Raw genomic sequence first — 14293 nt, forward strand, 5'->3', positions numbered from 1 at the left:
CATGACCACCGCCTACGCCATCCCCGAGCGCCGCACCTGGCCGGAGGCCGCGCCCACCACCGTCTACACCGTCGCCTCCGGCGACCTGCGGCTCGCCGCCAACACCACGTGCTGGCCCGCGCAGCAGGCGTTCGAGGAGCAGGTGCGGGAGGCGTTCGCCGCGCACGGCTGGGAGACCGAGCGCGCCCACGGCGTCGACCCCGAGACGGGGCACGGCTTCATCGACTCGCAGGCGCGGGGCATCGAGGTCTTCCGGTCGGTGCCGAAGGACGCGCCGGTCGTGGTCGTCGACGCCGTCTGGCAGTACAGCCACCACGTGCTCGCAGGGCTCCGCGCCCACCGCGGGCCCATCCTCATCGTCGCCAACTGGGAGGGTCAGTACCCCGGGCTCGTGGGCCTGCTCAACCTGACGGCGAGCCTCACGAAGGCCGAGATCGAGCACTCGATCCTGTGGAGCCGCGACTTCACCGATGAGTGGGCGCGCACGAAGCTCGGCGAGTGGCTCGAGACCGGCAGCATCGAGCACGACACGTCGCACGTGCGCGACCTCGGCGCCGTCCCCGACAGCGACGAGGCGCGCCTCGGCACCGCGCTGGCCGAGCAGCTGCGCGACGACCACGCGGTCATCGGCATCTTCGACGAGGGCTGCATGGGCATGTACAACGCCATCATCGACGACGAGATGCTGAACCCCACCGGCATCTACAAGGAGCGCCTCTCGCAGAGCGCGCTGCTCGCCGAGATGGCGCTCGTGCCCGACGCCGAGGCCGAGGCCGCGCTGACCTGGCTCGAGCAGGCTGGGCTGACCTTCCAGTGGGGCCAGGACGACGCGACCGAGCTCACGCGCGAGCAGGTGCTCAGCCAGATGCGCATGTACATCGCGGCGCTCCGCATCGGCGACGACTACGGCGTCGACGCGATCGGCATCCAGTACCAGCAGGGCCTCAAGGACCAGTGCGCCGCCTCCGACCTCGCGGAGGGCCTCCTCAACAACGTCGAGCGCCCGCCGGTGCGCTCGCGCGACGGCGAGCGCGAGCTCTGGGCCGGGGCGCCGCTGCCGCACTTCAACGAGGTCGACGAGGGCGTGGCGGTGGATGCGCTCGTCACCAACCGGGTCTGGACCGCGATGGGCTTCGACCCGGCCACGACGCTGCACGACATCCGCTGGGGCGAGGAGTACGACGGCGAGTTCGTCTGGGTCTTCGAGATCTCGGGGTCGGTGCCCGCGAGCCACAACGGCGGCTACGACCGCTCGTACTCGATGCGCCAGGTGCCGATGTTCTTCCCGAAGGGCGGAGGCACGCTCTCGGGCGTCTCGAAGCCGGGCGAGATCGTCTGGTCGCGGGTGTTCGTCATGGACGGCGCGCTGCACGCCGACATCGGCCGCGCGCACGTGGTCGAGCTCCCCGAGGAGGAGACCCAGCGCCGGCTCGACTCGACCGACCACCAGTGGCCGATCATGCACGCCGTGCTGCACGGCGTGAGCCGCGACCAGCTGATGGCCCGGCACAAGTCGAACCACATCCAGGTGGCGTACGCGCCCGACGCCGAGGCGGCCGACCGCGCCCTCGCGGCGAAGGCCGCCATGTTCGCGGGCATGGGGCTCGAGGTGCACCTCTGCGGCGACGTCGCGCTCTGAGCCGGCACAGCGCCACGTCGCCGGAGGCGGCCGGTCGGATGTCTTCCGACCGGCCGTTCCGCGCCGACGGCGATGCCGCGCGGCGGGACGCCGTGATCGAACCGTTATCCGCTCGTGATGGAGCGAAAGTAGCGCGACGGCGCAGCGTTAGATACATTCAGATACAACTTGCGGTGGATGCGCCAGTGTGGGCATCATAGGTCGGATCTTTCCGGCAGTCGGAAGTCAGCAGAGTCCTCCAACGAAGCAGGTACGACGTGACAGCAGCGCTCCTCGAGGTCGAGGGCATCAGCAAGAGCTTCCCGGGCGTCCGGGCGCTCCACGAGGTGCAGTTCAGCCTGCACTCCGGCGAGGTGCTCGTGCTGGTCGGCGAGAACGGCGCCGGCAAGTCGACGCTCATGAAGATCCTCTCGGGCATCTACCAGCGCGACACGGGCTCGATCCGCGTCGACGGCCAGGAGGTCGAGATCCCCGGCCCCGCGGCCGCGCAGGCGCTCGGCATCAGCATCATCCACCAGGAGATGAACCTGATGCCCGACCTCTCGGTCGCGCAGAACATCTACATCGGCCGCGAGCCGCGCAAGGGGCCGTTCCTCGACGAGCGCGGCCTCAACCGCAAGGCCCAGCAGCTGCTCGACGACCTCGGCATCAAGCTCGACGCCAAGCAGCGCGTCGGCGACCTGACGGTCGCGAAGCAGCAGATGGTCGAGATCGCCAAGGCGCTCTCGTTCGACGCCCGGGTGCTGATCATGGACGAGCCGACGAGCGCGCTGACCGACACCGAGGTCGAGACGCTCATCGGCCTCATCGAGAGCCTGAAGGCCAAGGGCACGGGCATCGTCTACATCTCCCACCGCATGGAGGAGCTGAAGCGCCTCGCCGACCGCGTCACCGTGCTGCGCGACGGCGAGTACATCGGCACGCTCGAGCGCGACGAGATCGACGTCCCGACGATCATCGAGATGATGGTCGGCCGCCACCTCGACGAGGGGGCGCGGCCGAAGGCGAGCGAGCACCTGCGCGACGAGGTCGTGCTGCGCGTGACGGGCCTGTCGACGCGGCAGCTGCTGCGCGACGTGAGCTTCGAGCTGCACCGCGGCGAGATCCTCGGCTTCGCCGGGCTCATGGGCGCCGGCCGCACCGAGACCGCCCGTGCCATCATCGGCGCCGACCCGCGCAGCGCCGGCACGATCGAGGTCAACGGCAAGCAGGTGTCGATCAAGCAGCCCGCGGATGCGGTGCGGCACGGCATCGGGTACCTCTCGGAGGACCGCAAGCGGCTCGGCCTCATGCTCGAGCAGAGCGTGACCTTCAACACCGCGCTCGCGTCGATGGGCACGTTCACGGGCCCGCTCGGCGTCGTGCAGCAGGGCAAGGCGCGTACGACCGCCGAGCGCTACGTGAAGGACCTCCGCACGAGGACGCCCTCCACCGAGCAGGTCGTGAAGCTGCTCTCGGGCGGCAACCAGCAGAAGGTCGTCATCGCCAAGTGGCTGGCGCGCGACTGCGACATCCTCATCTTCGACGAGCCGACCCGCGGCATCGACGTCGGCGCGAAGGAGGAGATCTACCGCCTCCTCCAGAAGCTCGCCGCGGAGGGCAAGTCGATCATCGTCATCTCGAGCGAGCTGCCGGAGGTGCTGCGCCTCGCGCACCGCATCGTCGTGATGGCGAACGGCCGGGTCACCGGCACCCTGGCCAACGAGGACGCCAGCCAGGCCAAGATCATGGAGTTCGCGACCCACCTGGTCGCCGATGAGCAGGGAGCAGCATGAGCCAGACGACCCAGAGCCCCGCCGACGCGCCCTCCGACGAGGCCGTCGCCAAGGAGCGCGGCGCCCGGGCCGCGCTGTGGCGCAAGGGCCTCCAGCAGGGCCTGGCCTTCGGCACGCTCGTCGTGCTGCTGCTGTTCTTCTCGATCGCGAGCAACAACTTCTTCACCTGGTCGAACATCTCGGGCATCCTGCTCGCGACCGCGGTGATCGGCATCCTCGCGCTCGGCACGACGTTCGTCATCACGACCGGCGGCATCGACCTCTCGATCGGCACGGGCATGACCCTCGCGGCGGTGATGACCGGCATCGTGGCCGTGAACCTCGGCCTGCCGCTCATCTTCGGCGTGCTCGCCGGCATCGCGACCGGTGCGCTCATGGGCCTCATCAACGGCATCAACGTCGCCTACCTGAAGTTGCCGCCCTTCATCGCGACCCTCGCGATGATGATGGTCGCGCAGGGCCTCGCGCTCGTGATCTCCGGCGTCCGCCCGATCTACTTCTCGGGCGTGCCCGGCTTCAAGGACATCGCCCTCGGCACGCTCATCCCGAGCCTGCCGAACGCGGTGCTCATCATGTTCATCCTCGCGGCGGTCGCCTACTTCCTGCTCAGCAAGACCGTCTTCGGCCGCTACACCGTGGCGATCGGCTCGAACGAGGAGGCGACGCGGCTCTCGGGCGTCAACACGAACCGCTGGCTCGTCACGATCTACACCGTCGCGGGCGTGTTCACCGGCATCGCCGGCGTCGTGCTCGCCGCCCGCCTCGACTCGGCCCAGCCGCAGCTCGGCGTCGGCTACGAGCTGCAGGCCATCGCGGCCGTGATCATCGGCGGCACGTCGCTGCTCGGCGGCCGCGGCTCGATCGTCGGCACGCTCATCGGCGCGCTCATCATGAGCGTGCTGATCAACGGCCTGCGCATCATGTCCATCCAGACCGAATGGCAGAACGTCGTCGTCGGCGTGGTCATCGCGATCGCCGTCTTCGCCGACTCCCTCCGCAACCGCAGAGGGCTCTGACCCCAAAGCCCCGCGCGGCGGCCGTGCCAGCCGCCTCGCGTCGCCGGAGCACTCCGGCACCACCCAGGCACAGCCAGCAGTGACAGGACGCCGAGCGATCGGCGCAGAGACAACGGAGTTTCCATGAGGTTCAGCAAGAGGACGGCGCTCGTCGCCGGCGCGGCCACGTTCGCGCTCGCGCTCGCCGGCTGCTCGGGCGGAGGCGCCCCGGCGACGTCGGGCGAGCCCGAGGCGGGCGGCGACGGCGAGACGCTGCAGATCGCACTGGTGTCGAAGGGCTTCCAGCACCAGTTCTGGCAGGCCGTGCGCACCGGCGCCGAGGAGGCCGCCGAGGAGCTCGGCGTCGAGGTCACCTTCGAGGGCCCCGCCGCCGAGACCGAGATCGACGCGCAGCTGCAGATGCTGCAGGCGGCGATCGACCGCGGCCCCGACGCGATCGGCTACGCCGCGCTCGACCCGCAGGCGTGCATCCCGCTCTACGAGGCGGCCGAGAGCGCCGGCATCCCCATCGTGGAGTTCGACGCCGGCTGCGAGAGCGAGTACGGCCAGAACCTGGCCGCGACCGACTCGATGGCCGCGGGCGCGCTCGCGGCGCAGAACATGGCCGAGCTGATCGGCGGCGAGGGCCAGGTCGGCATCGTCGGCCACAGCCAGATCAACTCGACCGGTGTCGAGCGCCGCGACGGCTTCGTCGAGGAGATCGAGGCGAACTACCCCGACATCGAGATCGTCGACATCCAGTACGGCGATGGCGACCACCTCCGCTCGGCCGACATCGCGAAGGCGATGATCGCCGCGCACCCCGACCTCGTCGGCCTCTACGGCACGAACGAGGGCTCGGCGATCGGCATCGTGAACGCCGTGACCGAGCTGGGCCTGCCGGCCGGCGAGCTCACCATCGTCGGCTTCGACTCGGGCGCCGCCCAGGTCGACGCGATCCGCAACGGCGTCATGGCCGGCGCGATCACGCAGGACCCGATCGGCATCGGCCGCACGGTGGTCGAGAACGCCGTCGCCGCCATCAACGGCGAGGAGCTCGACGACTTCACCGACACCGGCTCGTACTGGTACGACGCCGAGAACCTCGAGGACCCGGAGATCGCAGCGGTCCTCTACGAGTGATCGACTGACGGTCGTCCACGACCGGCAGACGCAGGAGCCCCCGGCCGCCAGGCCGGGGGCTTCCGCGTTCGCGTCGAGCGCGAGGAGCGGCTCAGCCGCGGATCGCGAGCAGCGCGCGCGGGTGGGCGACGAGCATCCGCTCGACGACCTCGTCGCCGATGCGCTCGCGTAGCCGCGGCAGGTAGCGCGCGCCGAGGTAGGCGAGGCCGGGCATGCCGCCGTAGGCGACGTAGCGCGACGCGCGGGCGACGTCGCCGCCGAGCAGGATGCGGTCGAAGCCGCGCTCGACGACCGCCGCGGTGAGCTCGAGCAGCTCGTGGTCGCTGCGGTCGCGCCAGCGCGCCATGCCGTCGTAGCCGAGCGCGCAGCCGCGCGCGAGCAGCTCGGCGTGGTGGCCGGGGTCGATGAGCCGGTCGGCGTGCGCGAGCATGACGCGGGCAGGCGCGACGCCGAGGCGCTCGAGCAGGTCGAGCACCTCGTGGCCCGCGCTGCCGTGCTCGAGGTGCACCATGATCGCCGCGCCCGTCTCCGCGTGCGCGATCGCGGCCGCCACGAGGGTGGCGCGCTCGAAGGGCGCGATCGACCAGTAGCCGATGCCGGTCTTGATGAGGCCGGCGCGCACGGGCTCGCCCCCGTGGAGCGCGGGGTCCGCGTCCGGCCCGTCGTGCTCGGGCATCCCCTCCACGAGGTCGCGCACGAACGCCGCGGCGCGGCGCTCGGCGTCCCAGCCGCGCAGCGGGTGCTCGGCGCCGTAGTGGGCCTCGCGGTGGATGCCCGTGCTCGCGACGACGCCGAGGCCGGTCCCCGCGCTGATGGCCGCGACCTCTGCCGGCCGACGCCCGAGCCCGATGGGCGTCGCGTCGATCATCGCTGCGAAGCCGCTGCCGCGCAGGCTCGCCGCCTCCTGGCGGGAGCGCTCCGGGTCGTCGAGCTCGTCGCCCGGCAGGAGCGGCGAGACCTGGAAGAGGTGCTCGTGCGCGTCGACCGCGCCGAGGGCCGCCGGCTCGACGTCGCCGAGCACGGTGCGGACGACGGTCATGCGCGGAACGGCTCGGCGGCGACCGCGAGGCGCTCGACGAGCGCCGGCGTCATCTCGATCGCGAAGACCTCGCCGATCACCTGGGTCCAGCCGTGGATGAAGTAGCGCCAGCCGTCGACCACCGTCAGCTCGCGCTCGGCCTGCTGCGCGCGCGCCTGGTGCAGGAACTCGAGGCTGCCGCGGTAGTTGAACTCCCAGACGACCGCCCGCCGCGGGAAGACCGCTCCGTCGGGCACGGGCGATCCCGGCCGGTCCTTCCCGAGCCCGGAGGCGTTCACGACGATGCTGCCCTCCGGCGCCTCGGCGAGCGCCGCGCGGGTCGCGTCGGGCGTCGCGTCGAACAGGGTCAGGAGCGCCGGGTCGGTGCCGCGCGAGGCGTGCACGGCGGCCAGGTGGTCGAGCCGCTCGCGGCTCGTGTCGGTGACGAGGATGCGCCGCGGCCGGTCGTCGCGCTCGGCGAGGCGCCAGGTGAGGGCCAGGCCCGCACCGCCCGCCCCGAGCACGACGGCGTCGCGGACGCCGCCGAACGCATCCGGGGCCAGGAATTCGTCGAGCGCGAGCCCGGCGGTGATCGGATCCTTCGCGTGCCCGAGCAGGCGCCCGTCGCGCTTGGCGATGCTCGAGACCTCGCCGCACGCGCGCGCGAAGTCGTCGAGCTCGTCGAAGAGGTCGTGGGCGGCCGCGTAGAGCGCCATCTTGTGCGTGGTCACGAGCGCCCCCCGGTGCTCGGGATCGTCGCGGATGGCCTCCACGAGCGCGCGGTACTGCTCGCGGGTCGCGTCGAGCGGGAGGTCGTGCCCCTCGAGCTCGCGCGTGGGGAGCCCGAGGATGTCGGCCCAGACGGGGAAGATCGCCATGATCGACGACGACCGGGTCGAGACGCCGACGAAGCCCATGCGGCCGCTCATGCGCGCCTCGCCGCCTCGAGCGCCGACGCGTAGTCGCGGGCGCGCGCCTCGATCGCGTCCCAGTCCTGCGCCGCGAGGGCGTCGCGGGCCAGGAGGTCGCCGCCCGCCCCGACCGCGATCGCGCCGGCGGCGAGGAACTCGGCGAGGTTCTCGGCGGTGACGCCGCCCGTGGGCATGAGCACCGCGTCGGCGAACGGCTCGCGGAGCGCCTTGAGGAAGCCGGGGCCGCCGAGCGAGGCGGGGAAGACCTTCACGACGTCGACGCCGAGCGCCATCGCGCCCATGACCTCGGTGGGCGTCATGGCGCCCGTCATGGTCGTCAGCCCCGTGCCGAGCATCGCCCGCGCGAGGTCGGGCAGCGTGCCGGGGGCGACGAGGAACTGCGCCCCGGCAGCGGCCGACTCCTCGGCCTGCGCCGGGGTCGTGACGGTGCCGGCGCCGACGAGCGCCGCGTCGCCGTGGCGGCGCCGCAGCTCGGCGATCACGGCCGCGGCGTCGGGCGTCGAGTACGTGACCTCGATGCCGGTGACGCCGCCGCGGACGAGGGCGGCGGCGGCCTGCACCGCGCGCTCGGCGTCGGGCGCGCGCAGCACGGCGAGCACGCCGGCGCTGCGCACGGCATCGAGGCGGTCGGTGGGGGCATGGACGCTCATGCCTGCTCCTCTCGGCGCCGCGCGGCGAGCGCGGCGGGGTCGGGGTCGTTCACGGGGTTCGGCGGGGCGATGCCCTCGAGCGCGGCGAGCGCGTTGGCGACGGCGATGGAGCCCATGCCGTCGACCGCCTCGACGGTCTGCGCCCCGAGGTGCGGCGTGAGGGTGACGCGGTCGGCGAGGTCGTCGGCGAGCAGCGGGGAGGCGGTGCCCGCCGTGTCGCCGGCGAGCGTGTCGGCCGCGAAGGCGGCGACGCGCCCGTCGCGGAGCGCCTGGGCGAGCGCGGCCTCGTCGACGAGGTCGGCGCGGGCGGTGTTCACGAGCACGAGCGGCCGCGCGACCCCGGCGAGCCAGCCGGCGTCGACGAGCGTCTGGCCGCCGGGCGCGTGCAGGGTGATGAGGCCGCACTCCCGGGCCATGGCCGCGAGGTCGAGCGGCTCGGCGCCGCCGTCCCGCACCTGCTCGTCGGTGAGCATGGGATCGGTCGCGACGATGCGCGAGCCGAAGCCGCCGAGCCGGCGCGCGACGCCCCGGCCGATGCGGCCGAACCCGACGATGCCGACGGTGAGGGCGCCGAGCTCGCGCCCGCGCACCGCCCGCCAGTCGCCGCGCCGCACCTGCCGGTCGCCGTGCGCGATCGAGCGCAGCGCGGCGAGCATGAGGGCGACCGCGTGGTCGGCGACCGCGTCGGAGTTCGCGCCCGGGGTGTTCGTGACGAGGATGCCGCGCGCGGTGGCCGCGGCGACATCGACCGCCTCCGTGCCGACGCCGTAGCGGGCGACGACGCGCAGCCGCGGCGCGGCGTCGAGGTGCTCGGCTGTCACGGGTCCGGTGCCGGCGATCCACGCGTCGGCGGTCGTGAGCGCCTCGCGCAGCGCGTCGAGCCCGTGGTCGCTCGGCCCGCGCAGCACGGTGTGGCCGGCGCGCTCGAGCTCGCCGACGAGGTCGCGGCTGCCGTCGCCGAAGGAGCGGCTCGTCGCGAGGATCGTCGCCATCAGTGCGCGCCGAACCACGGCTCGAGCGCGGCGTAGGCCTCGTCGAAGCGCCCGAGCCGCTGTCGGTACTGGTCGTGGCGCCCGGCGTCGGGCACGAACTCGGCGGTGACCTCCGACAGGTCGCGGGCCGCCGCGAAGGAGTCGACGAGCCCCAGGCCCACCGCACCGACCACCGCTGCGCCGAGGCTGTTGGCCTCCTCGACCACCGAGCGGCGGCGCACGGGCACGCCCCACACATCCGCCATGATCTGCAGCCAGGCGTCGCTCGCGGCGCCGCCGCCGACCGCGTCGATGCGGTCGATCGTCGAGCCCGACTCGCGGAACGCGTCGATGCAGACGGCGAGGTTGAAGGCGACGCCCTCGAGGACGGCGCGCGCGAGGTGCGCCCTGCCGTGGTGCCTGCCGATGCCGACGAAGGCGCCGCGCGCGTCGGGGTTCCAGCGCGGGGCGCGCTCGCCGAGGAGGTAGGGGAGGAAGTAGAGGCCGCCGGTGGCCGCGTCGTCGGTGTCGGCCTGCGCGACGAGCTCCGAGAGCGTGCGCCCGTCGGGCTCGGGCGAGAGCACCTCGTTGATCCAGGTCACCGACGCGCCCGCCGCCTGCATGGTGGCGGTCGGCACGTACTGGCCGGGCACGACGTGGTCGAAGGTGAAGGTGCGCATGCTCGGGTCGAGCACCGGCTGCTCGGCCGAGAACGAGATCCACGACGAGGTGCCGAGGCACACGTACGCGCCGTCCTCGGGCGCGACGACGCCGGCGCCGACGGCGGCGATCGGGCCGTCGCCGCCGCCCATCACGACGCGGGTGCCCTTCGGGAGCCCCGTCGCGGCAGCGGCGTCGTCGGTGAGCGTGCCGACGACCTCGGTCGAGGCGACGATGTCGGGGAAGATCGAGATGTCAAGCCCGGCCGCGTCGATGACGGCGCGCGACCAGGTGCCCGCCTTTTGGTCGAAGGCGTTGGTGGCGGATGCGTCGCTCGGCTCGGTCGCGAGGCGCCCGGTAAGGCGGTGCACGACGAAGTCCTTCGCGACGCAGAACCACCGCACGCGGTCGTACACGTCGGGCTCGTGGTCGCGCACCCACATGACCTTGGCGATCGAGTACGTCGGGTTCAGCCGGTGGCCGAGCAGCGCGTACGCCTCGCGCTCGCCGAGCCGGTCGACGAGCTGCTCGGTCTGCGGCTGCGCGCGCGTGTCGGCCCAGATGATCGCCGGGCGCACGGGCTCGTAGTGCTCGTCGAGCAGCACCGCGCCCATCATCTGGCCGCTGACGACGAGGCCGGTGACGGTCGCGGGGTCGGTGCCCGTGCGTTCGAGCAGCGAGCGGGTCGCCTCGACGACCGCCCGCTCCCAGTCGCGCGGGTCCTGCTCGGCGATGCCGCCGTCCGCGAAGCGCACCGGGTAGGCGACCGTGACGGATGCGCGCAGCCGGCCGTCGTCGTCGTGCAGGGAGGCCTTGTCGCCGGTCGTGCCGAGGTCGTGCGCGATCAGCATGGGTCAGGCGCTGTAGGGGCGCAGCGCGAAGCCGTCGCCGGTGCGGTGGATGCGGTTGCCCATGCCGTGCTCGAGCACCCAGCCGTAGTCGTGGCCGGCGCCGCCCGGGTAGACGGCGAGGAACGAGTAGGGCTCGTCGCCGACGTTGACCGAGCGGTGGGCCCAGCCCGGCGGGATGTAGCCGATGGTGCCGGGCGTCATGTCGAGCCACTCGACGCGGTCGCCGTCGAACATGAGCAGGCCCCCCGTGCCGTGCAGGGCGAGGTAGATCTCGCCCTGGTGGTTCGGGTGCTGGTGGCCCTTCGTCATCCAGCACTCGCCGGCGGTCGTGCCGGGCTCGATGGTCGTGATCGACTGCGGCAGCTCGCGGTCGGCCTCCGGCACGGGCGACGACTGCACGCGGTAGACGACCGGGTCGCCGTCGGCGACGGCCGCCTGCCACGCGTCGTGGTCGGCGAAGAGGCCCTCGAGGTCGCTCATGCGCCGCTCGAGCGTGGGGCCCTCGGGCGAGAGGGTCGCCGCCTCGGCGTCGAAGCGGATGGCGAAGGGGCTGATGGGGGGCGTGGCGAAGTCGGGCACGGCGTCTCCTCGGTCGATGGCGCGCTCCGTCGGGCGCGCCACGACTCTACCTGTCATTACAGGTTTGCGCCAGGCGTCCTCGGGTCGGCCCGGCGTCGCCGTGCCTCAGCGCGTCAGGAACACCGGCCCGCGCGCGTCGTCGGCCGTGAGGTGGAACTCGAAGCGCGTGCGGTCGCCGCGGTGCAGCGCCTGGAAGTACTCGATCGGCCGATCCGCCGCGTCGACCATGGCGCTGCGCAGCAGCAGCACGGGCTTGCCGGGGCCGATGCCGAGCAGCTGGCCCTCGCGCGCATCCGTCACCGACGCCTCGACCGAGCGCACGCCGCTCGCGGCGCGGATGCCGCGGTCGGCGAGCAGCGCGTAGAGGGAGCCCTCGGCGAGCTCGGCGCCGAAGACGTGCGCGCCGATGTGCTCGGGCATCCACGTGGTCGAGAGCGACCAGGGCTCGCCGTCGACGAAGCGCAGCCGCTCGAGCGCCACCACGACGGTGCCGGGGGCGCAGCGCAGCTGCTGGGCGACGCGCTCGTCGGCGGGCTCGCGCTCGAGCCGCAGCACCTCGCTGTGCACGTGGCCGCCGCGCGCGGCGACCTCCTCGAAGAGGCCCGCGAGGCCGCTCGCGAGCGTCTCGGTGGTCTTCTGCGGCGCGACGAAGGTGCCCTTGCCCTTCACGCGCGTGATGATGCCGTCGTGCTCGAGCTGGCCGAGCGCCTGGCGCACGACCGTGCGCGAGACGCCGTAGAGCTCGCACATGCGCAGCTCGCCCGGCAGCAGGTCGCCGGGCTCGAGCCCCTCGTCGGAGATCGTCTCGAGGATCTGCCGGCGCAGCTGGTCGTACATCGGCAGCGCCGAGCGGCGGTCGATCGAGATCGACGGCAGCGAGGCGGTGCTGCGGCGACGTCTCGGGGCGGCGTCGACGGCCATCGTCAGTAGTCGACGCCCGCGATGAGCGCGACGTTGGCGTAGGGCGTGTATTCGCCCGAGCGCACGAAGGCGCGCGCGCCGTGCGAGCGGCGCTTGTAGTCGACGTGGGGGATGAGCTGCACGTCGATGCCGAAGGGCTCGAGCCGCTCGCGCACCGCCGCGAGCACGTGCGGGCTCGCCTCGGCGACCTCCGCGGGCATCACGGCGCCCTCGACGACGATCTCGGCGAGGATCGTGTCGAGCACGTCGAGGAACGGCGGCTCGCCCTTGCGGTAGGCGAGGTCGACGCGCTCGGCGTCCTGCGGGATGGGCAGGCCCGCGTCGGTGACGAAGAGCTCGTCGTCGTGGCCGAGCTCCGAGATGATGCGGCTCAGCTGGGGGTGGATGGTCGTGGCGCTCTTGCGCATCAGGCGTCCTCTCTCGCGGACTCGGTCGCCGGCTCGAGCTGCGAGGCGAGCAGCGCGTCGACCTCGGCGGCGGTGGGCAGGCTGGGGGAGGCGCCGCGCTTGGTGACGGCGAGCGCGCCGGCGGCCCCGGCGCGGCGGATGGCCTCGTCGCGCGAGAGCCCGGCGGCGAGCGCGGCCGCCAGGAAGCCCGCGAAGGCGTCGCCCGCCGCGGTCGTGTCGACGACCTCGACGCGGATGGGCGCGTGGTCGCTGACGCCGTCGGCGTCGACCAGCACGCTGCCGGCGCCCGCCATCGTGATGAGGGCCGCGCCCACCCCGCGGTCGACGAACCAGCGCCCGGCGGCGACGGCCGCCTCGCGGGAGTCGACGTCGGTGCCGGTGAGCAGCGTCGCCTCGGTCTCGTTGGGCGTGACGAGGTCGACGAGCGGCCAGATCTCGTCGGGCAGCTCGTGCGCGGGCGCGGGGTCGAGCACGACGGTGAGGCCCGCCTCGTGCGCGCGGCGGATCGCGTGCATCGTGAGCTGGAAGGGGATCTCGAGCTGCGTGAGCATCACGCGCGTGCTCGGGCCGAGCTCGGCGAAGGCGCGGTCGATCTGCGCCTCGTCGAGGTGCGCGTTCGCGAGCGGCACCATGACGATGTCGTTCTCGCCGCTCGCGTCGACGCGGATGTGCGCGATGCCGGTCTGGTCGGGCACGACGCGAACGTGGCGGATGTCGACGCCCGCGTCGCGCAGCCCCTCGCGCACGAGGTCGCGGAACAGGTCGTCGCCGACGCATCCGACCATCTGGGCATCGGCGCCCGCCCGGCCCGCGGCGACCGCCTGGTTGGCGCCCTTGCCGCCGAGCACGAGCGTGAACGCGTCCCCGAGGAACGTCTCGCCCGGCCGCGGCAGCCGGCGCGAGAAGGTGGTCACATCGGCGGTGATCGAGCCGACCACCAGCACGCCTGCCCGCTCTGCGTCGAGATCCTGCACGTCGGTCACTGCTCCTCGCATCCTCGCGCGATCCTCATTGACGTCCGCGCGCGCCTGTCATTACATTAGCGGCGACCCGTGACGTCCTGCCGGGCACCATCCCCAGCGCTCGTGAGGAGCACCCATGCCCGCGCCCCGCCTGTACGTCGACTCGGCCGACGTCGACGCCGTGTCGCCCCTGCTCTCCGGCTCGCTCGTGCACGGCGTGACGACCAACCCGACGATCCTCGAGCGCGCCGGCCGCACCGTCGCCGACATCCCCGAGCTCTACGCCCGGTGGGCCGGCGAGGGCGCGCGCGAGATCTTCTTCCAGGCCTGGGGCGACGACGAGGCGGCCCTCGAGCGGCGCGCCCGCGAGATCCTCGCGCTCGGCGAGCTCGCGGTGGTGAAGGTGCCCGCGACGCGCGTCGGCTTCGGAGTCGCCGCCCGGCTGGCGCGCGAGGGCGCGCCCGTGCTGCTGACGGCGGTCTTCACGCCCGCGCAGGCGCTCGCCGCCGCCTCGTGCGGCATCCGCTACATCGCGGCGTACCTGGGGCGGATGCGCGATGCCGGCTTCGACGCGGTCGGCGACATCGCGCGCATGCAGGCCGCGTGCGGCGACTCTGCGACCGAGGTGCTCGCGGCGAGCCTGCGCACCCCCGACGACATCGTGGCGCTCGCGGAGGCGGGCGTGCCCACCTTCACGGCCGCCCCCGACGTGCTCTGGGCCGCCCTCGCGCATCCGGCGACCGACGACGCGGCCGCGGTCTTCGAGGCGTCGCCGTCGCTCGCGTCCTGA

Annotated in this window: 14 protein-coding genes; 5 read left to right on the top strand and 9 right to left on the bottom strand. The window is 73.2% G+C overall.

Features of this window, described 5'->3' with window-relative positions; translation table 11 throughout:
• Window position 1: 1 nt before the first annotated feature.
• From MU522_RS05190 to MU522_RS05205, 4 genes are all read left to right on the top strand, one after another.
• On the top strand, window positions 2–1639 hold the full coding sequence (locus tag MU522_RS05190) for a fucose isomerase (RefSeq protein WP_246992948.1): 1638 nt from the start codon (window positions 2–4) through the stop codon (window positions 1637–1639).
• A 257-nt stretch (window positions 1640–1896) separates the two neighbouring features.
• Window positions 1897–3414, top strand: a complete 1518-nt coding sequence (locus MU522_RS05195; protein ID WP_146354487.1) for a sugar ABC transporter ATP-binding protein — start codon at window positions 1897–1899, stop codon at window positions 3412–3414.
• Entirely contained in the window at window positions 3411–4430 is a 1020-nt protein-coding gene (locus MU522_RS05200) for an ABC transporter permease (RefSeq protein WP_146354485.1), read from the top strand. The genes MU522_RS05195 and MU522_RS05200 overlap by 4 nt, the downstream gene beginning before the upstream one ends.
• 123 nt (window positions 4431–4553) lie before the next feature.
• Complete coding sequence (locus tag MU522_RS05205; protein ID WP_128189084.1) at window positions 4554–5552, top strand: ABC transporter substrate-binding protein; 999 nt, start codon at window positions 4554–4556, stop codon at window positions 5550–5552.
• A 91-nt stretch (window positions 5553–5643) separates the two neighbouring features.
• Here MU522_RS05205 and MU522_RS05210 read toward each other — a convergent pair whose 3' ends face one another.
• The 9 genes from MU522_RS05210 to MU522_RS05250 all read right to left on the bottom strand — a co-directional run bounded on the left by MU522_RS05210 (window position 5644) and on the right by MU522_RS05250 (window position 13524).
• The gene (locus MU522_RS05210; protein ID WP_246992951.1) at window positions 5644–6591 is read right to left on the bottom strand and encodes an aryldialkylphosphatase; all 948 of its coding nucleotides are present in this window, start codon (window positions 6589–6591) and stop codon (window positions 5644–5646) included.
• The gene (locus tag MU522_RS05215; protein WP_246992953.1) at window positions 6588–7499 is read right to left on the bottom strand and encodes a shikimate dehydrogenase; all 912 of its coding nucleotides are present in this window, start codon (window positions 7497–7499) and stop codon (window positions 6588–6590) included. The genes MU522_RS05210 and MU522_RS05215 overlap by 4 nt, the downstream gene beginning before the upstream one ends.
• A complete protein-coding gene (locus MU522_RS05220; RefSeq protein WP_246992955.1) occupies window positions 7496–8152 on the bottom strand; it encodes a bifunctional 4-hydroxy-2-oxoglutarate aldolase/2-dehydro-3-deoxy-phosphogluconate aldolase in 657 nt (218 codons plus the stop codon). Before MU522_RS05220 ends, MU522_RS05215 begins: the two co-directional genes overlap by 4 nt.
• Entirely contained in the window at window positions 8149–9144 is a 996-nt protein-coding gene (locus MU522_RS05225) for an NAD(P)-dependent oxidoreductase (RefSeq protein WP_246992956.1), read from the bottom strand. The genes MU522_RS05220 and MU522_RS05225 overlap by 4 nt, the downstream gene beginning before the upstream one ends.
• Entirely contained in the window at window positions 9144–10634 is a 1491-nt protein-coding gene (gene xylB, locus MU522_RS05230) for a xylulokinase (RefSeq protein WP_146354475.1), read from the bottom strand. The genes MU522_RS05225 and xylB overlap by 1 nt, the downstream gene beginning before the upstream one ends.
• A gap of 3 nt (window positions 10635–10637) precedes the next feature.
• Window positions 10638–11213: a glucose-6-phosphate isomerase family protein gene (locus MU522_RS05235; RefSeq protein WP_246992958.1), complete on the bottom strand. Its 576-nt coding sequence runs from the start codon at window positions 11211–11213 to the stop codon at window positions 10638–10640.
• A 105-nt stretch (window positions 11214–11318) separates the two neighbouring features.
• Window positions 11319–12134 carry a GntR family transcriptional regulator gene (locus MU522_RS05240; RefSeq protein ID WP_246992960.1) on the bottom strand — a complete coding sequence of 272 codons (816 nt, stop codon included), beginning with the start codon at window positions 12132–12134 and terminating at the stop codon, window positions 11319–11321.
• Window positions 12135–12136: 2 nt separating this feature from the next.
• Window positions 12137–12541: a D-ribose pyranase gene (rbsD, locus tag MU522_RS05245; protein WP_246992962.1), complete on the bottom strand. Its 405-nt coding sequence runs from the start codon at window positions 12539–12541 to the stop codon at window positions 12137–12139.
• Window positions 12541–13524, bottom strand: a complete 984-nt coding sequence (locus MU522_RS05250; RefSeq protein WP_246992964.1) for a ribokinase — start codon at window positions 13522–13524, stop codon at window positions 12541–12543. Before MU522_RS05250 ends, rbsD begins: the two co-directional genes overlap by 1 nt.
• 115 nt (window positions 13525–13639) lie before the next feature.
• Between MU522_RS05250 and MU522_RS05255 the strand changes: the two genes are divergently transcribed.
• Window positions 13640–14293, top strand: coding sequence for a transaldolase family protein (locus tag MU522_RS05255; RefSeq protein WP_146354465.1), 654 nt, complete (start codon window positions 13640–13642; stop codon window positions 14291–14293).

This window comes from Agrococcus sp. SCSIO52902, from assembly GCF_022983135.1.
Taxonomy (GTDB): domain Bacteria; phylum Actinomycetota; class Actinomycetes; order Actinomycetales; family Microbacteriaceae; genus Agrococcus; species Agrococcus sediminis.